The following is a 25,503-nucleotide window of genomic DNA, read 5'->3' on the forward strand; positions in this document are numbered from 1 at the left end:
TAGGCTAAGATGAATTGTAGATGCATTATCTTACAAAGTTGAAGTTCCTACCATAGCTTATAGAACCATTTATTAAGTCTCCATCACATTTTTGAATCAACTCTGCTTTTAAAGCTTCTACTTTTTCAGGATACTGTTTTGCAAGGTCTTTAGTTTCCTTAAAGTTATCAGGGAGATAATATAATTGGAATATTTTTTTGGGAGCAAAGTATCTAAGCTTCCATCCGTCTTTTGTAATTAAAGCGGGTCCCATAAAAGAAGCAAAGGCTATAGAATTATGTTCTTCAGCTTTCCCTGGATTGCCAGGCATTAACTCATTAAGATAAGAAACGCCATCTTTGTTTTCTTTAAGTTTAACATCAAGCATATCTGCCATTGTTGTCATAAAATCGTAGTTGGCAACAAGCTTTTGAGATTCTGTACCCGATTTTAATTTTTCTGGCCAATAGAAAAATAATGGTACTTTAACGCCACCATTCCAATTACTGCGTTTAAGGCCTGCCTGACCTTTATTGCCATTAAAAACATCGCCTCCAATTTCACTATAGAATTTATCGGTAATATTGTTAAAAGGCTCATCGGTTTTTATGTTTTTATATGGCTTTGCTGTTCTTCCTTCGTAATTATAATAAAGTTCATGGCCATTATCTGATGAAAATACGATCATTGTATTATTTGCGATTCCCAGGGCTTCCAGCTCATTTAAAATAACCCCTAAGTCATCGTCTAATCTTTTTACCATAGATGCGTAGGCTTTTTCTATTTGGGTAAGTGAATCATTAAAGGCTACCTCGGGATGAATAGCGGGTATGGCTACAGGGCCGTGAGGGAGTTGTGTTGAATGATATAAAAAGAAAGGTTTCTCTTTATTATCTCTAATAAACTTCAACATTTTATTTAAGAACAGGTCTTGTGAATAGACGGTTTTTCCATTTAGGTCCCAACGGTCTCTTTCCTGAGATTCATCAGATCCAGATTCTCCGGTTTTTGCGGCATCCGGGTGGGTGTTTCCCGGGATGGAGATTCGTTTACCATTTTCATGTAAAAACATGGGATAAAATCCGTGCGCCTGGGTATGATCGTAGTAGCCATAATGGTAATCCCATCCATGATTATCCATTTGTTTGGCAGTGGTTAAAAAACCATAGTCTAATTTGCCTATTTGCCCTGTAACATAATCTGCTTCTTTAAAAATTTGAGGTAGATACACAACATCTGGCTCTTTACCAATAGCGGAATTGATTGCTTTTTGAATTGATTCGTCTTTGGTTGCATCGGTTGCAGATTCTTTATATCCTTTCCCGGAAGTGAATACATATTTATCTTCCCGGCAGTCATTATATCCGGTAAGAAAAGTAGCCCTTGAAGGGGCGCAAAAAGTACTGGAATATGAATTATTAAAAACAACCCCTTTTTCAGCCAGCTTATCTATATTAGGTGTTGTAAAATGTTCTTGACCGTAATAGGAGAGTAGTCCCTCCCCTAAATCATCGGCCATGATATAAATTACATTGGGTTTATTAACATTCTGTAATTTACTATTTTGAGCCTGAATCACCAGGACATTAAAAAGGACGAGTGCCCAGGTACTACTGATGATTAATCTTAAAATTTTAGTTTTCATAGAATTATTAAATGATTTTTATTCCAGTATTTTTAATACAAATGGGTTAACTGAGGGCTTAATAGATATAATGTAATACCAGCGATTTTGTTTAGGAATACTAGCATAAGAACCCAAATAGGTTTATCGTTCTTTATTAAAATCATTTGTAGAGCTTCAATGGTAAATGTATTTATATTATCAATTTTGTAAGGGCTTACTCTTTTTTAAATTCTAATTGGTTTCCACTCATAATTAAATTATTATTTTCCCGGGATAGCTTTAACAGTAGTATATTTTTATTTTGTTTATTGGGATAATAGGTTATTTCAATATCAGATTTGAAAACTAATTTGGAGTTTTTCAATTTTTTTTCAATTCCGTTTTGCCAGGTTCCTTTTAAAATTCTTTCACCTGTAGAATTGATTAATTGAATCTTTGCCTTAGAATCTTTAAGTAGATGTATTGATTCAATTTTAGCACCTTTCTTATTTAATGATATATTTGAACTTACCGGAACCCATTTTCCAAGTAATTCGACACTAGTATAATCTCTTTTACTATTATTTTGTGACTCACTATTTACACAAAATGTAAAAGAAATGGCTAAGCTTATTGCCAATAGAAGGATTTTGAACGATCTCATTAAAATGTTTTTATATTTTATACTAATTGCTATTAGCTTATTTATTAAAGAATTTATGAACCATATTGTAGTGAAATTCGAAGGCTATTTCTCTATCATGGCACTCGAACACGGGCGACATAAATTTTTGTTTCCGGTAATAGGTTCTTAAGTTTTTTTATGTTTTTGGAGGAGATTTTATTTACAAATGAGAGGTTTTCTATTTTTAAATTCTTTAACCAATCTGGAATTTTTATTTTATTAGTATTCAAAACCTCTAAAACCCAAATTTCATCTAGATTTTTAAGGCTTTCAGGAATTGTATCTCTTACAGAGAACCAGCCTTTAGTTATAATTTTGTAGTCTTTCGGGGAAGCTGTTGTACTGTTTTCTATTTCATGTTCTACAACGGCGTCATTTTTCTCTGATTTTTTGGGGACTTTAAACGGTATAACGGTAATTCCCTTATTGACTTTTTTTCCGTTTATCTGTTCATTGATCTCCACTTTAGTTTGTGGAAACCATTGTAGTATTTTATCTTTTTCGGGTGTTGATATTGTACCTTTTATCTTTAAATGGCCTAATCGAATATCTTTAAGCCAATTTGGAATATGCACTTCTTCTTTGAATTCAAGGCTTAAAGTATATATTTCATCAAACTTTTTTAAAATTTCCGGCACTTCAATAATCTTTAGGTTGATGCCTGAACCTCTAACCTCTGAGGGGATATTCTGGATAGCTAACTTTTTCTGTAATCCCTCCTGGTCAACATCTTTTTTCCTTATCATCCAACTGATCCTGGGTTTGAGTGCAAAGTTTTCGGAATTTTGTTCCAGGCCTATGAAGCCGCCCCACAATTCCAACATGTTTTCTTCTGTGTGGCCGCCATTCACTTCAATAAATTTTAAATCGACTTTTACCATTTCTTCGGGTAAGCTTTCTCCTCCTTTCAACTCTTTTAAATTGTTTCGTTTCCCATCTTTGTTGTAAGGAAAGAATTTCACAATCCAACCATCAATAATATTTGGAGCACCATATTTTTCCTGGGAGTGATACTTAAACATATTTCTCCAGAAGTTTTTGTCTACATCCCCATTTGAAGCTCTTACAAATTCCTGAAGCAGAGGTTCAAGCTCCCCGGTCCACCATTTTAAATTGTATTCTTCCAGTTTTCTGGTCTTATCAAGTATTTTTTGCCAATCTTCAGGAGTTCCTTCTAAAGTGATTTTAGGAATACCGCATACCACCAGCATATGTACAAACTCGAAATAAGGCTCCATAGCTTCCATGATGGTGATTTCAGAAGCTACTCTTTCAATCGATGTAGTAGTTGAAAAATCTGATGTCAGGATACTGATGAGTTCTTCTCCGGTATGTTCGGCTATTTGTGAAGTAAATTTGGGAAAAATAGCTTCCCATTTTTTGGCATCTGAGGTCAGGCCGTCTTCTGATTCTACTACCAGGCTAAGTTTCCCCGAAAAATCAACAAAATGTTTCCTCAAGAGCTCAGGATTGGCATTGACGTGTCGTGCAAATCCCTGGCTAATCAGCAACCAAACCATATCTGGTGACAATACAAAAGGTCGGTGGTCTGCATAAGCAGCGTACATCCCATTAAAAAAAGAATTGTAACCATAATTCACCAGGCTGTCCGGTGCTGCACTTTTTGCCACGATTTGGTACTCAAAATCAATTGAGTGCTTTTCCAGGTGCCATTTGCCAAGGTCTGCATCTTTTAGGATTAGATTCTTATAAATACTATTATAAGATTGTACCCGCAAGAGCTTATCTGGTTTTGACAGCTCTTCTACCTCAAAAGTTATCCCTTCTTGTGCAAAGAGTGTAAGCGGAAAGTAGATCAACAAGATTTTTATAAGGTGCTTCATGTGGTCGGGTTTTTTGTTTAAATGAACAATCGCTAGTTCCAAAATGGCAGGGATTTATTCATATACTTTAATTGATCCATCTTGTGGTATTAATTAAATGACATTAGACTTCCAAATATTGCCAGGCCCGCAAAGAGGAAAATCAATAATACCACACCTATTAGTGATATTATAAGCCCGGCAATGGCCAGGCCATTGGGTTTGTTGAACAATCCAACAAAAGACAAAATCAAGCCGAGTAGCCATAAAACCCAACCTAGAAGTGGAATCCATCCAAGAAATAAAGCAATTAAAGCTAAGACAAAACCTGCAGTTCCCGCGCCGTTGGAGTTATTTTGTCTTGGGTTTACAACTATAGTTTGCCTTTGAGGATCATTTTCCGCTTCGCATGCTTGTGAATTTTGATTCATAATTAATATGGAATTTTGATGAACTATAACTGGTTTATAATCAATTGTTTGATTCGTATTTTATCTGGATAATGGTAAACGTGTCCATTCTTCATTAACCCAATTTCCCATATTATTTTTCCAGGCCATCATTAATGTTTTTTCATTTTTCAATTCATACCGAAGCGTTCCACGACTTCCATTTAATTTGGGATCCATTGAATGTTTTATAACACTTTCTACTAAAGTGCTATCAGTTTTTATTTCATAAGTGCCATATTGCCCAATAGTTGTACCTTTTTTTGGGTCTTTTGTTCCCCAGGTTACAAAGGTGAAAAATGTCCTGTCTGGATTAATTAATTTATAATTTCCAGATAATACTGGTATCAATTCTCCATTCTTTGGATGTATTATTCCCGTTTGCCTCCAGATTCCAACAATAGATTCTGATTCTGGGATTTGAGTTTGTTCAACTTGTGCATGTGCTAACATGGAAGAGGTCAGGATTAATAGTATAAAAAGATTTTTCATCTTGTAATTTATTTGAATTATGGTTTTTTTGAGTGAGTTTGATTTTATAAAGTTGATGAATCGTAAACGAAGTTTCTCACTTCTTTAGAAAAATTAATATCAATTCCAATTACGTTGTTTATTTCTTTTCATCATTGCTTATGAATGAAATCCAAACTTTACTATAATTTTTAGTTTTTTCTGAAGCCTTAGAGATTATTTTCGCACAGCTTTTTCCAAACGATTTATAATCTTCAATAGGCTTACTAACATTAAAAAGTTCTACTTTTATAGTGCTTAAAGGTCCTTCTTTTGATTCAGTTGAAGGATTTCCTGTCAATTTATAATCAATTTTCCGGCATTCTGTTAATGTTTTAATTTCAGAGATTGGTGCTGCAATATTTTTATCAGTTTTAAGAAATGGATCTGATTTATAGGACGAAAAGAAAGCAATACTAATCCAATTAGCATTACTTTCTTTTATTATTCATCTTTTAAAGTACTAATATCTATTTTTGGCTTCGGTAGGTTCATAGCCTTAATTTCGGCCTTGCATTGGTCTACCATTTTCTGGGTCATTTTATAGCTGTAATTTCCGTAGTCGTTATAATCAAATTCCCCTACGTAGAAAAATCCATATTTATCAAAGAAATCGGTTAGGTCTGTCTTGCTAACTTTAGAGGCTGTTTTAACAAAATTAAGTTGATATTCAGCAGGATTATTACCTCTGGCACCCCAGCCACCAGAATGCCGAGATCCTCGTCCCTTCTCACGCACTTCCTTTCCTTGTTGGCGAAAAGCTTCAAAAAGATCAGGATAGAAGTCTGGGTTTTCGCCCATACCCGCGAAATAGAGTTGCAATTGCCAAAATGGAACTACTCTATTAAAAACATCTTCATCTTGCAAATAGCTAATATTACCTTCAATAATACTTTCGCGAGATTTCACATAATTGTTTTGTTTGGAAATTCTACTTTCATTCCCAAAAGAGGTGGTTACATATAAGGAGAAAATATTGTTGCTTACTTCTCCCAGGCCTCCCCAATTTAAATATGGACGCAACTGGTGTACATGGCCAACCTCATGGCTAAAGCCCCAGCAGGGATCGCCCTTTATCACCCGGTCTGGATCTACCACCATAGGCATTGCGTTACCGGGATCTGTACCCATATATGCTACTCCATCACCATCTCTAAACATATAGTAATTATAATTTACTCGTGCTAAAATGCGGTTTTTGGGAACTTTGTTATATTTAATCAATCCCAAAATGCGATGTTGTCTATATACCAGGGAATCGTAATTATTTATCAATTCCATTCCTTTATTATAGGCATACTTCTTTATGGCTGCTGCCGGGTAGGCAATTTGGATATGTTTTCCACGAGCATCTACTATGGGGTAAACAGCGTCGTCTACCAGCGCATTCCAATCGGCATCACTATCGGTAGTGCTGTCAAAATAGCCATTTACCTGGGCAGCTGGGAAATGAACTTGTATTTGCTTTTCTTTTTCGGGCTCGTCAGAGAAATAATCTATATAGGCAAGGCCATCAAATTCTGTTAGGTTTATTATGTTAGCTCCATTTTGAAGTGGGAATTCTTTTTTTTCAATACCCCATCCCGCCGGGTCTTTAGTTGGATCTATGCCTTCCGGCGCACGGCGGTTCCAGTTTACGATCACTAATCCCACTTCAGAATCCTCGCGAATTCCATCGACCAGTACAAGTTGCTTCCCTTTAGGCATATAAATACCTGTAATATTTTCATACTTGCTATAGCCGTCTCCTATCATTAATTCCTGCCCTAAAACAGTAGGGGAGAGGTAGGCTTTATAATTGGCCATACGAAAATTGGGGTCGTAGTTTTTGGAATATAACTTACTGGCTGTTTCTCGTAATAGATCATTTTTAATATTGGCAATATCCCGTTTTTTAACCTTCTTTCTTAAAGAAAGGGCCATGGGGGTTTCAAATACAGAGAGATCCTTATATATAGAGGCTATTTCGCTAGCTGATTGACCATGTGCCGATACTATAAGAAAAGTAGCAATTAGAATTGAAATTAACTGTTTTTTCATGTTTGTATTAATTATTTTTAGGTGCTTCCGTGATAATAATTTGTAGTTTAAAAAAATGAAAGATTAGAGGTAAAGAGAAGTTTTCTATGTTTTCTAATAGTAAATAAAAAACCCCGAAACTCATAATGTATGCTTCAGGGTTTTTAAGGCTAACTATTTAAACATGAATACAAATTTTAATTTAACTGTATTTCTTCTCGTTGTCCATCAACTCCTACAGCATAGAATTTATCTTCATCGTCATAAGACTTAACACTAAATGACGTCCTGGGAGAAGTATAAATTATCTCTCCGTTTCTTTCTTGTTGAAAAACCGTAGCGTTATTGGCCCCCGAAATACTAATATCTGTGCCGGAAACACTAATACTGCCGGGTGATAGGCTGCCGGAACTTTTGTATAAATCTACACTTTGATCGTGAATATACTCCACAGCTTCGCTGGGTTCTGGATATCCTTTAGACTTTACATAGGCTATAACATCATCGGCCATTTGTTGGGTAACGGTAAGATTCCCTTGCCCGTAATCGTTTAGGTCAAAACTACCGGGAGTAAGAAAACCCCAGGCCTTAAAGAATTCGGTAAGGTCTAATTTGGCAACATCTGAAGCTATCTTAACGAATTCAACCTGACTGGCGCCGGGATTTGGCTGATTTTCTTCTACACGAACCATTTCGTAAACATCTTTATAAAAGTCTTCCTGGCCACGCACATTGTCCATATATAATTGTAATTGCCAAAACGGGATTAACTTTACAAACACATCGCCTTCTTCAGCATGTGCTTTTTGGTTTAAAAGATTGGTAAAGCCTTTTTCATAGCGGTTGTTATATTCTCCCAGGTTTTCAACATCGATCCTGGCTCCATTACCCCAACTGGTTTGTACGTATAACGAATGAATATTATTGGTTACCTCCGTCATTCCCAACCATTTTAAGCCGGGTCTGGTTTGGTTTATGTGACCAACCTCATGGGCAGGACCCCAGGGAGAAGATTTTAGGGTTTGCGGATTGGTTAATGCCCCCATTGTTCCTTTTGCATATTCCGTGCGGTATGAGGTGGCAAACATATACATATCCTGATGGGTATTGGTTCTAAAGTACATACGGGTTTTATTTGCCCTGTCGTATTTATATAAGCCCATAAATTCCTGTTCCATATCTACCAATTCATCGTAAAGACCAATAAGTTCTTCTACATCTGTAGTGTTTTGTTGTAAATCGTCGGTAGTATAAGTAAGATGGGCTAACTCGCCTAAAATATCGAAGTGGCTATATTCTGCATTTCCAATAAGTTCCTGCCAGTCTTCGTTGGTATGTTTTGTTACATCGTAATAACCATTAATTTTTCCGGTTGCGAAATTGGCTTTAACTTTATAATCCTGTTCATCCTGGTAAATTAGATAAGCAAGCCCTTCGGTGGTTACTTTAAAACGATTTAATCCCGGTTGTAGCACGTGGTCTTCACCACCAAATCCCTGATTATGGTTTACCACACGAAGAATTATTTCTCCCTCAAAATCGTCCATAAAAACAACCATTTCGGTACCCCACTTCACATAAATACCCGTTACATTATCGTAGATTCCATAGGGTACGGTCTTGTTTTCGGCTGCGATTATGTTGGGATCTGGGTAGCTTTTAAATTCGCCTATTCTAAATTCATCATAAACATCTTCATGAATGGCCATAGCCATGTTTTTAATGAATTCATTTTCTATAGCTTCAATATCCTCAAGGCTAGTACCGGGTTTTAATTTTGTTGCTGCTTTATCTTCAAAAATGCTTAAGCTTTCCTCTACAGAAGCACTTTTTTTATAAAATTCAATTTCGGCAAGGCTTACAAAATCATTAATTCCTTTAGTTACCGAAATTTTAAGGCTTTTAGGGTCTTTAAAACCTTCCGGGAAACGTATAATCTTGGGGTTCCCTGGTTTGTCAAATTCAAATTCAAGAAATTCCTGGTACTCCTGTTCATCACGGTTTTGGATATGAACAACTCCTTTTTTTATCCATCCGTTATTATTTCCGTCACTACGAGGATAAAGAATAAAATAATCTATTTGGTCGGTATCTTCTTTAAAAAAGTATTCCAGTTCAACAGGATATTCTGTGCCATTACCCCATGGGCTGTGATAATTAGTACTTTTATCACCGTCTATAGATAAATCAATATCTGTTCCCGGTTGGTGTTGACTGGCAGTAGCATTATCGGGATTAATTTTTTCATCTTTTGCAATTTTATTAGCATCTCCAGGATCGTATTCTGTAGGAGGCTCAGGTTTTGCAATAGGTGGTTCTGTGATTTCTTTTTCTATCTCATCTTTATCAGAGCAGCCAATGCTCACTAAAAGAAAAAGCATAAAAAAAATAGGTGATTTATTGATGATAATTTTCATGTAAAAATTTTTTAGATAATGGGGATGTTTGGTTTAAAAGAATTCAGCTTTTTTGAAGTCGAGTGTTTATTAAAATAATTTTATGTAGCTGAAACTTTTTTAGGATCGAAAATGAAACGAAATCCTAATAGGCCATTGGGGAAAAAAGTCACTTATTTCCAACAACTAAATTATGTAAGAATTGTAAAACATAAGTAATCATTAAAAAAATGAAACTACAAAAAGAAGTTTATTAAAATAAAAAGCCAGGCTGCTACTAGTGAGCAACCTGGCTGATTTCTATCTTTAAAAGTTATAATATTCTTCTTCGGCCTCTTCTTCTTTATCAACTATAGCAGATTTCATTTTGTAAACGGATAATTCTCCTAAGTGCACATAATTTTGCCCTCCATTTTTTAAAAACATTACTCTAAAATAAGAAGAAGAGTAATTTTCATCAAAATTAATTTTGTATTCTCTAGAGTTATCGTCTACGGGTAAATTTTCTCTTGACTCCCATACACGTTCCCAATTTTCACCATCTGAAGAAATTTCCAGACCAAATTGTGAAGGACGTCCAGATACATCCGCATTTTTTCTAAATCTATACTTGACAGCACCAATCTCTTTCTCTTCCTTAAAATTTATCTGTACCCAATGTGGTAACGGTTGGACACCACTAGACCAGGCAGAATGCCAAAACGTGTCTGGATCTCCATCTATAAGATCTTCTTTTGGCCCTGCACGTTCCTCTTGAGTGTAGGTATCGATAATTTCGGGTATCAATTCTTGTTTCTGTAAATCATCTGGAAAATAAGTGATTTCAGGTTTCCTTTTAATGGGACGTACGGGTTCAGTAGTTAAAATTTGCCCATCAGTTTTTGCTGTTGGAGTTTCATTAACTGTTTGTACTTCAAAACTAAATTCCTCTGCATTAATTAAGCCTTCAACCAATAAGGTGTCGGTAAATTTACTCACTTTTTCAAGCACATCTTTCCCATTCTTTTTATATCTCACTTCTAGATAAGTAAACGCGCTATCAGAAGGTATTTCCCATTTTACCAGGGCGGCACCAACCCTAGGTTCAGCGGAGACATTCGTCACATTGGACGGTGCCGGTAGGTTTTCATCATCCTTATCGCAACTTATTACGAAAAGAGACAATAAAGCAATATATAATAGTTTTTTCATTACGTTTGTTTTTTAATGTTAGTATCCAGGATTCTGAATTAACAGTTCGTTTTTATTGATTTCAGCCTGTGGAATAGGCATTAAATAATTTCTTTGACTAAAATTCCTTGGAAATTTAACCTCGGTCACCTGGAAAAATTCTTCATCTGTTTCTCCCTGTATATTCATTCCCTTAACTTTCGAATCAAGATATTCTTCAGCAACTTGCCACCTTCTTAAATCCCAAAATCTATGATTTTCTAAATAGAGTTCTATGGTTCTTTCCTGGCGAACAATTTCTCTAAGAGTTTCCTGGTCGTTGGCGCCACCAATTGGAGCCCAGGCTTCGTCAATAGTGGGAATTCCTGCCCTCACTCTTACCTTGTCTATATACTCTTTTGCAGTATTTAAATTCTGACCGGTTTCTATTAAAGCTTCCGCATAGTTTAAATATAATTCAGCGAGTCTAATCACAGGCCAGGGGTAATTAACACTTACCTGAAGACGGCTTTGATCCAATAGCGGAGCAACACCTTTTTTGTTTAAGTAACCGGTAGGACTATAGTTATTGCTACGACCCTGAATACCTTGATCGTCATTTCTTCGATATTGAGCCAGGATTCTTTTTTTATCTCCACGAACTATCTCATAGTAATCATTGTGATAAGAAATCCACGCCTCAAAACGAGGTTCTCTATTAAGGTTAAGAGATAAAGTGTTACCTAAGGCAGTGCTGTCTATATTATATCTACCTTGATAATCAAATTCCGGATCTTTATCTATGGGAAGGCCATTTTCTGTATAAAAACTTTCTAAAATTGTTAGAGTGGGAGCCAAACCATTCCAGGAGGTTCCAGGAATAAATGGTGTACTTTTGTTTTGGAAATAATATACACCTTCACGTCTGGTCTCAGCCCAAATCAATTCGTCGGTTTGTTTATCTACGTAAACATAACGAAGATCTTTTTCAATTGGATCTTCCGGAAACTCTGAGTCATAATCGCTATTTCTGTATAATTTATTACCTGCAGCCAAAGCCATATCTATAGCTTCTTTATTAGCATCTGCAGCTCTTTGCCATTTATCTTCCTGATACGAAGTGCTAATTAATTGGTTGCCGTCCAAATCTGTAAACCCATCAAATAAACTGGATTTATTTGCGCCACCTCCATTGAATAAAGGTGATGCAGCATATAATAACATTCTTGCTTTTACTGCCTTTGCGATAACGCTGGTAGCTCTTCCATAATCACTAGAACTAGTTTGTTCCATAGGAAGGCCCTGGGCTGCTTCATCTAATTTATTTGCTATAAAATCTACACTTTCGTCGTAGGTAGCCCTTAAAGGATACTCTTCAACTGGCATATTAATATCAAATTGCTTATCTGCAATCACTACTGGGCCATACATTCTTAATAAAAGAAAATGAAAGTAACCAATTAGAAAATCGGCTTCCGCTTTATACTGGCTTTTAGTACTTTCTTCAATACCATCTACACCATCTATATTATTTTTAAATATATATGCCTGCCTAACCCCTTTATATAAATCGTTCCAATAAGAAATAACAGGGTTCGAAGCGGTATATTCTCCTCTGGGAAATTGCGCCCAGTTTTCATGTTCAAATGCAGAAACTACTTCATCTGCAGTTAGCAAGTCAATAGAGAATGAATTACGCTGATTAGGGATATAACCATAAATTGAGTATAAATACCCCAAAGCTGCATTAGGATTTCTAAATGCATCTTCATCAGTAGGTCGTTCGTCAGGAACGATATCTAAATAATCTTCACACGCCGTAAAAGAGAAGGTGAAGGTAAAAATTAATAAAAATATTATCGGTTTTTTCATAATGCGTATTTGAGTATTAGTTGAATCTTAATTGAACTCCCAGGTTAGCTATAGTTTGTGTTGGGTAACTTAAACCACTACCGCCTCCCTGCTCGGGATCCCACTTGTCGAATTTCGAAAATCTAAGTAGGTTATATCCACTAACAAAGAAACGTGCTTGCTTGTAAGAATAACCTATTTCTGCACTTCGTAATTTAAGGAAGGATCCATCTCTTAGCCAATATGAAGAGTTAGCTGTATTATTTCCGTTATCTAATTTAGATAGTTTAGGATACGCTGCATAAATATCTGGATTAGTAGGGCTATAATGATCGTCTGCTACCCACTGTAATACATTTCTTAAACCCTGGCTTCCAAATGGGTGAAAACCACTTACGAAGAAAGAGGTTCTTTCAACTCCCTGTAAAAGAAAAGACATGTCCCAATTTTTATAATAAAGGGATGTACTTAAACCATAAACAATTTCTGGGGTAGTAGGGTACCCCATTCTCGTTCTGTCATCACTATTTATAATACCATTCCCGGTTATGTCAGTATATTTTATATCTCCACCTGAAACAAAACCTCCCAATTGTTGTACCGGGCTTGCGTCTACTTCAGCCTGATCTATAAAAAGCCTTTCGGCTTCATAACCCAATAAGGTTCCTATGGGATGGCCAACAGCAGATAAGTTTGGAAACTCAGAAAAAGGCGGTTCATTATTTAACTCAACGTTATTATGAGCGTAAGTAAAGGTACCTTTTGCACTTATACGAAAATCTTCATTGAACTGTTTATTATAGTCTAAGGAGAAATCTAGACCTTGATTAGTCACTTCCCCAAGATTTGCGTAAACATTGGTTCCTGCAGTACCAAAAATTGTAGGTATTGTAGAAGATATATCTACGAATATGTTTTCACGTTTTTCATGATAAAGATCAATTTCAAAAGAAAAAGAATTTAATAAGCCAACTTGTAACCCAATGTCTAACTTATTAGCCGTTTCCCAGGTAATATTTCTATTTGCAAATTTGTTGTAAACTGGACCTGAATATGAGGTGTTTTGCTCAACTCCGGTCGTAAAGCCTCGTCCACCTAAATCAATATCTGATAAATATGGGAATCTTGCACCACCAATTCTGTCATTACCTACCTTACCATAACTTACTCTTAATTTTAAGAGGTTAATAACATCGGTCAAATCTCTAAAGTAATCTTCGTTACTAATTACATAGCCAACGGCTGCAGATGGGAAAAATCCAAAACGTTTTCCTTCAGCGAAATTTTCCGAACCATTGTAACCAAAGTTGGCTTCAAATAAATATTTATTATCAAAATCATAAGTTGCTCTACCGGCATAACCTATTCTTCTCTCAGGTAAACTGCTTATTAAGCCATCCGGATTATTAATAGCAAATTCAGTTTGGTTATATAATAATAAACCTGATACACTATGTTTACCAAAAGTCTGTGAATATTCCAAAGAAGGTTGGAAATAGAATCTTCTGTCTCCCGAAGTACCTGTACCTGTTCCCAGAGAAAGATTTTGAGGTTGTCCTACCATTTCTAAATTATAGCTGCCATTTGGTAATAGTTGAGGGTTGCCTATCTCATATTGGTTGTAACCTCTAGACCTTACTACGTTGGTATTGGCCCAATTTTTAAATGAAACCAAACCTTTCAGTGTTAGACCATCTAATAGGAAGTTTAGTTTTTGTTCTCCGTTTAAAGTGGCTAAAACTGTACTCTGGAAATTACTTGTGTAACCGCGTGTTAATTCGGCAAATGGGTTTGGCCAACCGGCATTTACCGCACCACCTGTTTTACCACCGTATTGAATATCACGAGGGTCTGTAATACTATCTAAGGGAAAATACATAGGGAAATCTACAGGGTTGGTATTCATGGCACCATTGTAAATTCCCTGAACACTTGTTGATGGTCCATCATAATATCGCAACTGAGTGTTAAGCTTTAATGCAACTTTTGTAGTTGGCGAAAGTTCAGCATCTATATTATTTTGGAATGTGAATTTTTGCACTTCTATATTGTTGTCATAAGAATTCATGTCGAAATTTTTGAGAAGTCCTGTTTGGCGATTTAGGGTTGCACTCATAAAATAGCCTACCTTCTCACCTCCACCTTGAATGTTTACGTTTGCTTCCTGGTTGTAGGCTGCATCTTTAAACATTTCATCATACCAATCTACATTTGGGTAAAGGTACTTATCCCGACCTTCTGCTGTACCTTGAATTTTATCCTGTGTATACAAAATTTCTCCAGTACTTCTATTAGTTACAGCTTCATTGTATAACCTCATATAATCTACACCATCGGCAAATTCTGGCGTTTCAGTAGGAAAAGTAACCTGAGATTGTATTCTGGTGTAAATTCTAGGTTTGTCAAAATTTTTCCCTGTTTTGGTGGTGATTATTAAAACCCCATTAGCACCGCGTGTACCATATACTGCCGTAGCGGTAGCATCTTTTAAGACAGAAACACTTTCAATAATTTCAGGAGATAAAGCGTTTAAATCACCGCTGGAAATTTCTACGCCATCCAGTAAGATTAATGGGTTTTGGGCTCCACTAAACGTAGAAATACCGCGAATAAAAAAGTTAGCTGCATCAGCTCCCGGCTGTCCCGTACGCTGCACAGCTATAATTCCAGATAGATTACCTGCTAAAGAGGTAGATATATTGGTAGAAGCTGTTCTAAGTTTTTCAGGTTCTATCGTGGAAATAGCACCTACTACACTTATTTTTTTCTGAGTACCATAGCCAACTACTACAACTTCTTCTAAGGCAGAGGCGTCTTCTTCTAAATCGATATCGATTTCGTTTCTGCCATCTACTTTAACTTCTTTAGTGGCATAGCCTAAAAAACTAATCTCTAAAGTTGCATTCTTAGGTACTTCAATAGAATAATTTCCATCAAAATCGGTCATCGTTCCGTTAGAAGTACCTTTCTCAATAATATTGGCACTAGGTACGGGGATACCCGTTTTTGCATCTAGTACCGTTCCTGTTACAATAATGTTCTCCTGGGCATAGACCCCTGAAAACATTAAGCAAAAGAAAAGTACAAATACGTAGCTGTTCTTCATAATTACTTTGGATTTTGTTAGTTATTGGTTTAATAAATTTTTATAACGAAAATAAAATGTTTCGTTAACGTTGTGCTAATATATTGAAATTAATTAATTAACAAAAAATTATTAAAAAAAAATAGTTTTAGGTAGTAGTTGGGGTGATGTATTGTTGTTTAATGAAATGTATCTTCGGTTTTATAAGACTAGGAAGGTTTTTTTAGGAATATAATCTTCTTAAAACATAAAAATATTTTCGTAACATTGCTTTTTAAATTTAAAAAGTATGTTAAAAAGAAAGTTTTTTGCAATTGTCCTTGCTGTGTTTTGTGGGGCTAATGCTTCCGCACAAAAGGAAGAGATAGATGTGTTTCAAAATCCAAATTATCAGGAAGAGAATAGACTTCCTATGCGATCTTCTTATTTCTCATTTGAAAATAAGGAGCTGGCACAATCTGGAAGTAAGTCGGCTTCCAATCGCTTCTTAGATCTTAATGGGACCTGGAAGTTTTTTTGGACAGCGCATTATGATAATATTCCGGAAAATTTTCAAAACGAAGATTTTGATGATTCCGGTTGGGACGATTTTCAGGTGCCGGCCAATTGGGAATTCAACGGATATGGAACCCCTATTTATGTAAACCATCCTTTTGAATTTGCGGTAGACGATCCAAACCCTCCATTTATAGAAAATGAAAAACAACCGGCCGGAGTTTACCGTCGTAACTTTTCATTGCCGGAAGAATGGGAAGACCAGCAGGTTTTTCTTCATTTAGGTGCGGTGAAATCTGCATTTAAACTTTATGTGAATGGTGATTATGTAGGGATGGGAGAGGATAGTAAGCTAGAATCAGAATTCGAACTTACCGAATACCTAAAGCCCGGGGATAACCTTATTACGGTTGAGGTGAGAAGATGGCATGATGGGAGTTACCTGGAGGCGCAGGATTTTTGGCGTATTAGCGGAATACAGCGAAATGTTTACTTGTATTCACGACCTAATGTACATTTTTATGATCTGTTTGTGAAAAGTGGATTGGTTAACAATTATAGAGATGGAAATTTAAGCTTTGATATTGAACTCTGGAATAGAACAGACCTGGAGCAAGGTGAACATAAGGTTGAGGTTGAGTTAAAAGATGCAAATGGTTTAAGTCTTTATAAAGAGACACAACAAGCTATTGGCTTAAAAAGAAAACTTGGGAAAACAATTTTACGCTTTGAACAAGAATTTAAAAATGTTAATTCCTGGTCTGCGGAAACCCCTTATTTATACGATTTAAATATAAGCCTAAAAGCTCCTAATGGAGATGTTATTGAAAGTATTAATCAAAAAGTTGGTTTTAAGACTTATGAGGTTGTAGGAAATGAATTTTTGGTAAACGGTAAACCGGTTTTGTTTAAAGGAGTGAATCGTCATGAGTCGCATCCCGAAACACATCACGTGGTCACTGAAGAGCAAATGTTAACCGACATTAAAATAATGAAGGAGCTTAACATGAATGCGGTAAGGTTATCTCACTATCCAAACGATCCCAGATGGTATGAGTTGTGCGATGAGTATGGCTTTTATGTTATTGACGAAGCAAATATTGAATCTCACGGGATGTACTACAACCCTGAGCGTACGCTTGGAAATGATCCTGAATGGGAACATGCCCATATGCTAAGGATTAAGCGAATGGTAGAACGGGATAAGAACTTTCCTTCTGTTGTGGCATGGAGTATGGGGAACGAAGCAGGAAATGGTTATAATTTTTATAAAGCCTATAATTGGCTAAAAGCTTTTGATCCTACCAGGCCGGTACAATACGAGCGTTCTACAACCGAGTGGAATACCGATATTATCGTTCCGCAATACCCGCACCCAATGAGCATGAAACGTTATGCTGAAAATGGATTGGATCGCCCTTATATTATGAGCGAATATGCACATGCTATGGGTAATAGTATGGGGAATTTTAAAGAATATTGGGAAGTAATTGAAGAATATGACGGCTTGCAGGGCGGTTATATTTGGGACTGGGTAGACCAGGGGATTTATAAGGAAGTAGATGGCAAGAAAATTTTCAGCTACGGTGGCGATTGGGGGCCGGAAGATGTGCCGAGTGATAATAACTTTTTAATTAACGGGGTTATTATGCCCGATCGTACCTGGAATCCACATGCCTACGAAGTTAGAAAAGTACACCAGGAAATCGGTTTTCAATTTAACAAAGAAGAAAATGTTATAGAGATTTTTAATAAGTATTTCTTTCGTGATTTAGCTAATTTTAAATACGAAATTAACTTACTTAAAAATGGGGAGATTGTAGAAACTACTAAAGTTGATCCTATAAGTCTGGCACCACGTAATAAAACCCAGGTGGTACTTGGGTTTAATGTGCCTACTGATACTACTGCCGAATACAGGCTGCACGTGCAGGCCAGGCTTGCATCAGAAGAAAATCTAATGAGCGCGGGTACGCTTTTGGCCGAGGATGAATTCCAGGTTACTAATCCGGTTTCTATGGCTCCTGCTTTAAGTGCAACTGAATTTAAGGTAGAAGAAACTGATGATGAATTGAGACTTTCTAAACGTGGTTTTTCTATTAAATTCAATAAAAATACAGGTAGGTTCTTTGATTATAAGTTCAAAAGAAATATTTTGATCGAAAAAGGACCTGAGCTTTCTCTTTTTCGTCCTTTAGTTGATAATGATTTTGGTGGTAGATTAAACCAAAATTTAGATTATCTAAAAGAACCGGGGGTAGAAGTTGAAAAAATAACCCATAAAGCAAATTCTGAAGGAGGTTATGAGGTAGAGGTACATTTTAACTTGCTGGATGGCGATGCCGGGTTTACTCAAACCTATGAAATATATGATGATGCTAAAATTAAGGTTTCCAATAATTTTAAAGCTTTAAAAGGAGATCATAAACTTTTAATGAAAGTTGGAAACTCTTTAGAATTGCCTAAAAATCTGGAGAACTTTAGTTGGTATGGTAGAGGGCCATGGGAAAGTTATGCAGATAGAAAGTATAGTGCTATGGTTGGAGTTTATGAAGGTTTGGTAGAAGATCAATATCACCCATATGTAAGACCTCAGGAGTCGGGAAATAAAACAGATGTTAGGTGGGCTAAAGTTTCAAATGGAAGAAGCACCGGCGTTAGAATAGATTTTGTAGATAAACTTTTAAACGTTTCTGCACTTCCATATTCTTTGGAGCAACTTTACCCTTCTTCTGAAAAAGATCAGGAACACTCTGCTTTGTTAGAAAAAGATGATGTGGTACACCTGGATATAGATCTTACACAAATGGGGGTAGCAGGAATTAATAGCTGGGGAAGTTTAGCCTTGGAACAATACCGTGTTCCTTTTCAGGATTATGAGTATTCGTATATTATTTCTCCTATAGAGTAAGCCTTAAAAAGTAAAAAATAGATGAAAAAATATATGAGCATAGCTGTCATGAGCCTTATTTTAAGTGCTTGTGGCAGTAATGCTTCAAAAGAAGTGAAGAAGCCAAATATTGTTTTTATTATGGCTGATGATTTGGGGATTGGTGATTTGGGGGTGTACGGTCAGGATGTTTTTAAGACTCCTAATATCGATAAGCTGGCTGCTGAAGGCATGAAGTTTGAAAATTTTTATGCCGGTAGTACTGTTTGTGCTCCTTCACGTGCGGCTTTGTTGACCGGGCAGCATACCGGGAGTACTCATGTTAGGGGGAATGGGGAATTTCCTCTGGATCCAGATAAAAAGATTATCCCTGAGATCTTAAAAGAACAAGGCTATACTACCGGAATGTATGGTAAGTGGGGCTTGGGTTTAAAAGGTTCTTCAGGTTCGCCTGAAAAGAGAGGTTGGGACGAATTTAAAGGTCATTTGCATCATGTAGATGCTCATTTTCAAATGCCTGATTCTCTTGATGTGATTAAGCAGGGTAAGTTGGAGAAGGAAAAAACGCCTGAAAATAGCTACGCAAACGAATTGTTTACAGATGCTGCAGTTAATTTTATTGAAAACCAGGAAGCCGGCAATCCCTTTTTTCTTTACCTGTCTTTTACAATTCCGCACGCAGAACTCCTTGTTCCTAATGAATTTATGGAAAACCACCTTACCGAAGATGGAGAAAGTAAATATAAACCCGAAAAAGCCTGGCCGGAAGGACGTCATTATGGAGGGCAAAAATATCCAAAAGCCGCCTATGCAGCATTGGTTGAGAGTATAGATGCTTATGTTGGTCGGGTAATGGACGCGCTTAAACAAAAGGGGTATGATGAGAATACCTTAATAGTGTTTACAAGTGATAATGGCACTCACCTTGAAGGAGGGAGAATCCAGGCCGACGTAGATTACTTTAAAAGTAGCGGGGTGCATAGAGGTGTAAAACGTGATCTTTATGAAGGTGGAATAAAGGAACCTTTTATAGTAAGGTGGCCGGCCGTTGTTGAGGCGGGAGCTACTAGCGATTTTAAAGGGGCTTTTTGGGATGTTTATCCTACTTTTTCTGAGATTGTAGGTTTGCCTATAGAAAACGAGGCTGTAGATGGAATATCATTTCTTCCTACTTTGAGAAATGAAGGAGACCAAAAACAACACGATTACCTCTATTGGGAGTTTCATGAATTTGGAGGAAAACAGGCTTTGTTAAAAGGTGATTGGAAGGTTGTACGCCTTGGTGTGAATAAAAACCCCGATGCTCCGGTAGAGCTATACAATATTTCTAGTGACCCCGGCGAAAAGAAAAACCTTGCAGAAACTAATCCGGAAAAGGCAAAAGAGTTGCAAATGTTAATGGGTTCAGTGAGAACTCCAAATGCTAATTTTAATTTTAAGGAAAGTAAGTAAACCGTTGCAATAAGCTTTAAAGTTCCTTTTTTTAAATGGAGGTGAAAAAAATAAATTTTCGTTTGGATAGAAAATATTTGTTTTTTATATAATTAGAGAGTTAAAAATTTTTATTTGATAAATAAATTATTTTTATTTGAAGAATGAAACATAATGGATTGTTGTAATATTATAAGAAGAGTATTTTGAAAACAAAAAAATCAGCATATACAAAAAAAGAAATCGAAGGCCAGCCTAAATTGTGGCAGTTGGTTTATAATTTAATTTTGGCAGAGGAACAAGGGATTAAAGATTTTCTGGGACCTCTGTTTGAACAAAAAGATTTGGAAATTATACTAACAGGAGCCGGTTCATCGGCGTTTGTTGGGGAAGCAGCGCAAGGTTTGGTGCAAAAAAATACGGGCTGCCTAACCAGGGCGATAGCAACAACCGATTTGGTGACGCATCCCGAGAACTTTTTTCCGAATAATAATAAACCTGTTCTTTTGGTTTCTTTTGCCCGTTCAGGGAACAGTCCTGAAAGTGTAGAAGCTGTAAACCTTGCCAATAAGTTCTGTTCTAATATCCATCATTTGGTAATTACCTGTAATAAAGAAGGTGAACTTTATAAGTATAGTGAAGCCAATACTAAAAATGCTTTAGCTGTTTTGCTTCCTGAAGAGGCCAACGATAAGAGTTTGGCGATGACAGGAAGTTTTACTTCAATGTTGTTAAGTGTTTTATTGGTGTGTAGTAGGGGTAGTGTAGTAAACTTTGAGCATGAAGTAGGTAAAATAATTGAGCAGGGAGATCTAATTCTAAATAGTTATGAGTCCCTTAAGGAACTTACACACTTAGATTTTGATAGAGTGGTGTTCCTTGGTTCAGGTCCTATGCTAGGTATTGCTCGTGAATGTCATTTGAAATTACAGGAGTTAACCGATGGTAAGGTGGTTTGTAAACACGATTCCTTTTTAGGTTTTAGACATGGGCCCAGGGCCGTTACCAACGAAAAGACTCTGGTAGTATATCTTTTTTCAGGATCGGAACATGTTTATCGATATGAACGTGATCTTGCCGTTTCCATTGGTGCAGATCCTAGGGGTATCTGGTCTTTAAGTGTAGGAAGGAAAGAAGATCAGGAAATCAATGCAAACCTTAACCTTGATTTGCAGTTTGAACAAGATCAGCAATTTAATATTGTTCCTGCTACTATAATAGGGCAGGTGCTGGGATATTATAAATCTTTGCAGCTAGGCCTTGATCCGGATAATCCTTCGGTTTCCGGCACGATAAGTAGAGTAGTGCAGGGTGTTACAATTTATGATTACCCCGAAAATGTAAATATATGATTCTTAGTCTGTGCTTAAACCCATCCATCGATTCTTATGCGCATATCAAGGGTTTTGAACCGGGTTCGGTAAACCGCATAGAGAGCCTTGAAGAATACCCCGGTGGAAAGGGGGTTCATGTGGCTATGGCGCTGGCCGAGCTGGGAGCCAATTCCCGGCTTTTAGGTTTTTGGGGTGGCGCAGCCGGTGAATGGATAAAAAATCAATGTGAAGCACTTAAAGTAGCTTCAAACGGAGTTTCTGTTTCCGGGAATAACCGCAAATGTTATACTTTTATTTCAGAAAATTCAGCTCTACATCATACAGAATTGTTAGAGCCCGGGCCGACACTTAGTGTTAATGATTTTGAAAATTTTTTAGAAGTTTTTCAGAATGAATCGGCTAAGAGTGATTTTATCTGTATCTCGGGCTCCTGCCCTAAAAACGCCCCGGAAGATGCTTATGCGCAACTTATTAGAATAGCCAAACAAAAGCAAAAAAAAGTTATTCTGGATTGTACAGGTATTCAGTTGGAAAAGGCGCTTGAAGAAGGTTTTTTTGGAATTCATCTAAACCATATTGAAGCAAAATCCCTTTGTGGTAGTTCCAAAATTGAAGACTTACAGGAATTCTTTGGTGATAAAGTTCAATTAATAGCTCTAACCCGTGGAAGTGAAGGTCTGGAATTAGCCTACGAAAATAAAATTATAAAATCCCAAATTAAACTTCCGCGGGAAGAGATAATAAGTACGGTAGGGAGTGGTGACTGTTTAACCGCAGGAATTGCTTTTGCCTTGCATAAACAACTAAAGCATTCAGAAATAGCTGCCTGGGGTGCCGCCTGTGGTACTGCAAACTGCCTTAATGAAGACCTGGGAATGTTGAAAAAAGAGGATGTAGAAAGAATGTTGAAAAAGGTGCAAATTAAAACGTATGAGTAACAAAAAAATATTGGTAGTTGGAGAACTTAATATAGATCTCATTTTAAATAATATTCAGGGTTTTCCCGAAGTAGGTGCAGAAAAGGTTGCTGAAAATATGGATTTTACCCTGGGTAGTTCTTCGGCTATTTTGGCTTCTAATATAGCCTCTCTTGGTATTTCAACTTCCTTTAGCGGATTGTTGGGTAAAGATAATTTTGGGGAATTTATTCTTAACCAACTACAGTCTAAAAATGTAGATACCCGTTTTGTTCAATTTAGTGATCAGTATAAAACCGGGATTACCGTAGTGATGAATTATGATCAGGACCGTGCAAATGTTACCTACTGTGGGGCTATGGATGTTTTTAATATCAACCAGTTGCCATGGGAGCATATTCAGGAATTTGACCATCTTCATTTTTCAAATTATTTTCTACAAGCTGCTATGCGGCCATCTATTGTTGAATTGTTTAAAAAGGCCAAAGAAGCCGGCCTTAGCACTTCTTTAGATTTACAGGTAGACCCTAACGATGCATGGGACTTTAACTATAAAGATTGTTTGCCTTATGTAGATGTTTTTCTTCCCAATGAAAATGAAATTATAAAGCTAAGCGGAAAGGATACACTTGAAGATGCGGTTGAAGAAATAAGAAAGTATAGTAATATTCTTGCTCTTAAACTAGGGGATAAAGGCGGGCGTGTGCTTACGGAAGCTGAAGATATCAGTATAGCACCTTACCTTAATAATGCCTATAAAGATGCTATTGGCGCAGGCGATTCTTTTAATGCAGGTTTTCTTAAAAAGTACCTGGAAGGTGCTAGCTTAAAAGACTGTTTAGAATATGCAAATCTTACGGGTTCTTTGAGTACTACTGCTGCGGGAGGAACCGGTGCATTCGGCCAAAAAAATGAAATTGATATAAAAATTGAACAAATTAGGAATAAGGAATTATAATGAAATTAAAAGATAAATTACAGCAATTACGAAGTGAAGGCCGTGGAATTTTAGCCACTAATTTTTATAACGTAGAAACCCTGCACGGAGTCTTAGCTGCTGCGGCAGAAATGAACGAACCATTAATCCTGCAACTAACACAGAGCTCTATAGACTATATGGGGCTGGAAACTGCGGTAAATTTAGGCCGTACCGGGTTGAAACAATTTGGTGTAGAAGGTTGGATACATTTAGATCATGGCGGTTCGGTAGAATTGGCGCAGCGTTGTTTAGACGCCGGTTTTGATTCGGTAATGATAGATGGTAGTGAACTGCCTTTTGAGGAAAATATAAAAATAACCAAAGAAGTTGTTGAAAGAGCTAAAAAGTATGGGGCACATGTAGAAGCCGAATTAGGCTATGTTGCTAAGCTAGGGCAATCTCACGACGATAAGGTTTTTACTCAACCCGAAGAGGCTAAGCAATTTGTAGAAGAAACCGGTATTGATGCACTTGCCATAGCTATAGGTACTGCACACGGATTCTATAAGCAAGAACCCGAATTACAATTAGACTTGCTGGAGAGAATTGCTGAAGCTACTCCGGTAGGATTGGTATTGCACGGAGGTTCTGGGGTTCCCGGTTCACAAATGCAAGCCGCTATTACCCGCGGTATTTGCAAAGTAAACCTGGCTACAGAAATCAAGAATATTTTTATGAAAACCCTGCAAAGCGAATTGAGAAATAATGAGGAAATAGATTTAAGAAAGGTGTTTCCTGTAGCTACTGCAGAAATAACCAAACTGGTTAAGGGAAGATTGGAAATAGTAAAAAACAATGTTTAGAATTAGCAGGTATAAAGAATAATAAGCCTTTAAAATATATGCCAGGGGTTAAGTTTTGGGAATATTCTTTATTATCTAGCGTTGCTTAAATAGAAAAAATAAATCTTATGATATCAAAATTTATAGACGCTCACGTTCATTTAAACACGCTTTCTTCAGAGAAAATGGAGAAAATGATGGAGTATAACGCCGGCTTTCTCTCTATAAATACTAATATTCCATTTTTTGAAGGAATTGAGGAGCAGGAAAAGATAATCTTAGAATTTCAAAAGAAATATCCGGGCAGAATAAAATATTTTACGACTTTCAACTTTAAAAAATGGGGACAGCCCGATTTTGTTGAAGATGCTATTGCGCAAATAAAACGCGGTTTAAACAATGGCGCGGTAGGGGTGAAGATATGGAAAGACCTGGGCTTTGATTATCACAAACCAGATGGTAGTTTTGTGATGATAGACGACCCAATATTCGACCCTATTTTTGAATATATCCAGGAGAATAATATTATGCTTATAGGGCACCAGGGAGAACCAAGAAATTGTTGGTTGCCACTGGATGAAATGACCGTAGATTCAGATAGAAATTATTTTAAAGAACATCCCGAATATCATATGTTCCTTCAAAAAGAATATCCTTCTTACGAAGAGCAAATGCAGGCTAGGGATAATATGCTGGAAAAATTCCCGGGAATCACCTATGTGGGGCTTCACCTTTTTAGTATGGAGTGGAGTATAGACGAAGTGTCTAAACGCCTGGAGAAATACCCTAAAACTTTTACCGATGTTGCCGAAAGGGTTTGTCATTTACAACTCCAGGCAAAAGACAACTGGCAGGGAGTTCGTGACTTTATATTGAAATATCAGGACAGGATTATTTACGGTACCGATGTTATAGACGATGGAAATACACCTGCGACCGAAATTGCTGAACGTTTTGAATGGCTATGGAATTTTCATTTTGATTTCTTTGCAACCAATAAGGTGTTGGAAGCGCCTGAATTTAAAGGAGAATTTAAGGGTTTAAACCTACCTGAAGATGTGGTAGAGAAAATATTCTATTCTAACGCCAAAAGAATTTACGGATTTACAGATTTTTAATTAAG

General features: G+C 36.7%; 18 protein-coding genes. 7 read left to right on the forward strand and 11 right to left on the reverse strand.

The window, feature by feature from the left end; all coding sequences use genetic code 11:
* Positions 1-25 precede the first annotated feature (25 nt).
* The 11 genes from GUB10_RS06680 to GUB10_RS06730 form a co-directional block, all read right to left on the reverse strand.
* Positions 26-1,624 carry an arylsulfatase gene (locus GUB10_RS06680; protein WP_193710665.1) on the reverse strand — a complete coding sequence of 533 codons (1,599 nt, stop codon included), beginning with the start codon at positions 1,622-1,624 and terminating at the stop codon, positions 26-28.
* A 196-nt stretch (positions 1,625-1,820) separates the two neighbouring features.
* Positions 1,821-2,225, reverse strand: a complete 405-nt coding sequence (locus tag GUB10_RS06685; RefSeq protein ID WP_193710666.1) for a hypothetical protein — start codon at positions 2,223-2,225, stop codon at positions 1,821-1,823.
* Positions 2,226-2,344: 119 nt separating this feature from the next.
* Positions 2,345-4,114, reverse strand: a complete 1,770-nt coding sequence (locus GUB10_RS06690) for a DUF4419 domain-containing protein (RefSeq protein WP_193710667.1) — start codon at positions 4,112-4,114, stop codon at positions 2,345-2,347.
* A gap of 89 nt (positions 4,115-4,203) precedes the next feature.
* On the reverse strand, positions 4,204-4,524 hold the full coding sequence (locus GUB10_RS06695) for a hypothetical protein (RefSeq protein WP_193710668.1): 321 nt from the start codon (positions 4,522-4,524) through the stop codon (positions 4,204-4,206).
* Positions 4,525-4,584: 60 nt separating this feature from the next.
* Positions 4,585-4,995 (reverse strand): DUF4488 domain-containing protein, encoded by a 411-nt coding sequence (locus GUB10_RS06700; RefSeq protein WP_193710669.1) that lies wholly within the window; start codon positions 4,993-4,995, stop codon positions 4,585-4,587.
* A gap of 157 nt (positions 4,996-5,152) precedes the next feature.
* On the reverse strand, positions 5,153-5,353 hold the full coding sequence (locus tag GUB10_RS06705; protein ID WP_193710670.1) for a hypothetical protein: 201 nt from the start codon (positions 5,351-5,353) through the stop codon (positions 5,153-5,155).
* A gap of 143 nt (positions 5,354-5,496) precedes the next feature.
* Positions 5,497-7,092, reverse strand: a complete 1,596-nt coding sequence (locus GUB10_RS06710) for a M60 family metallopeptidase (protein WP_193710671.1) — start codon at positions 7,090-7,092, stop codon at positions 5,497-5,499.
* A 176-nt stretch (positions 7,093-7,268) separates the two neighbouring features.
* The gene (locus GUB10_RS06715; RefSeq protein ID WP_193710672.1) at positions 7,269-9,488 is read right to left on the reverse strand and encodes a M60 family metallopeptidase; all 2,220 of its coding nucleotides are present in this window, start codon (positions 9,486-9,488) and stop codon (positions 7,269-7,271) included.
* 285 nt (positions 9,489-9,773) lie between these two features.
* Entirely contained in the window at positions 9,774-10,658 is an 885-nt protein-coding gene (locus GUB10_RS06720) for a discoidin domain-containing protein (RefSeq protein ID WP_072881318.1), read from the reverse strand.
* An 18-nt stretch (positions 10,659-10,676) separates the two neighbouring features.
* A complete protein-coding gene (locus tag GUB10_RS06725; RefSeq protein WP_193710673.1) occupies positions 10,677-12,488 on the reverse strand; it encodes a RagB/SusD family nutrient uptake outer membrane protein in 1,812 nt (603 codons plus the stop codon).
* A gap of 16 nt (positions 12,489-12,504) precedes the next feature.
* Entirely contained in the window at positions 12,505-15,573 is a 3,069-nt protein-coding gene (locus GUB10_RS06730; protein ID WP_227740334.1) for a TonB-dependent receptor, read from the reverse strand.
* A gap of 268 nt (positions 15,574-15,841) precedes the next feature.
* Between GUB10_RS06730 and GUB10_RS06735 the strand changes: the two genes are divergently transcribed.
* The 7 genes from GUB10_RS06735 to GUB10_RS06765 all read left to right on the forward strand — a co-directional run bounded on the left by GUB10_RS06735 (position 15,842) and on the right by GUB10_RS06765 (position 25,498).
* Positions 15,842-18,958, forward strand: a complete 3,117-nt coding sequence (locus tag GUB10_RS06735; protein WP_193710674.1) for a glycoside hydrolase family 2 TIM barrel-domain containing protein — start codon at positions 15,842-15,844, stop codon at positions 18,956-18,958.
* A 33-nt stretch (positions 18,959-18,991) separates the two neighbouring features.
* Positions 18,992-20,389, forward strand: coding sequence for an arylsulfatase (locus GUB10_RS06740; RefSeq protein ID WP_227740335.1), 1,398 nt, complete (start codon positions 18,992-18,994; stop codon positions 20,387-20,389).
* Positions 20,390-20,574: 185 nt separating this feature from the next.
* Complete coding sequence (locus tag GUB10_RS06745) at positions 20,575-21,720, forward strand: SIS domain-containing protein (RefSeq protein WP_227740336.1); 1,146 nt, start codon at positions 20,575-20,577, stop codon at positions 21,718-21,720.
* The gene (locus GUB10_RS06750) at positions 21,717-22,640 is read left to right on the forward strand and encodes a 1-phosphofructokinase family hexose kinase (protein WP_193710676.1); all 924 of its coding nucleotides are present in this window, start codon (positions 21,717-21,719) and stop codon (positions 22,638-22,640) included. Before GUB10_RS06745 ends, GUB10_RS06750 begins: the two co-directional genes overlap by 4 nt.
* Positions 22,633-23,577: a carbohydrate kinase family protein gene (locus GUB10_RS06755; RefSeq protein ID WP_193710677.1), complete on the forward strand. Its 945-nt coding sequence runs from the start codon at positions 22,633-22,635 to the stop codon at positions 23,575-23,577. The genes GUB10_RS06750 and GUB10_RS06755 overlap by 8 nt, the downstream gene beginning before the upstream one ends.
* A complete protein-coding gene (locus tag GUB10_RS06760; protein WP_193710678.1) occupies positions 23,577-24,401 on the forward strand; it encodes a class II fructose-bisphosphate aldolase in 825 nt (274 codons plus the stop codon). Before GUB10_RS06755 ends, GUB10_RS06760 begins: the two co-directional genes overlap by 1 nt.
* A 107-nt stretch (positions 24,402-24,508) precedes the next feature.
* Positions 24,509-25,498: an amidohydrolase family protein gene (locus tag GUB10_RS06765; RefSeq protein ID WP_193710679.1), complete on the forward strand. Its 990-nt coding sequence runs from the start codon at positions 24,509-24,511 to the stop codon at positions 25,496-25,498.
* Positions 25,499-25,503: the final 5 nt, after the last annotated feature.

It is taken from the genome of Salegentibacter sp. BLCTC (genome assembly GCF_015143665.1).
GTDB lineage: Bacteria > Bacteroidota > Bacteroidia > Flavobacteriales > Flavobacteriaceae > Salegentibacter > Salegentibacter maritimus.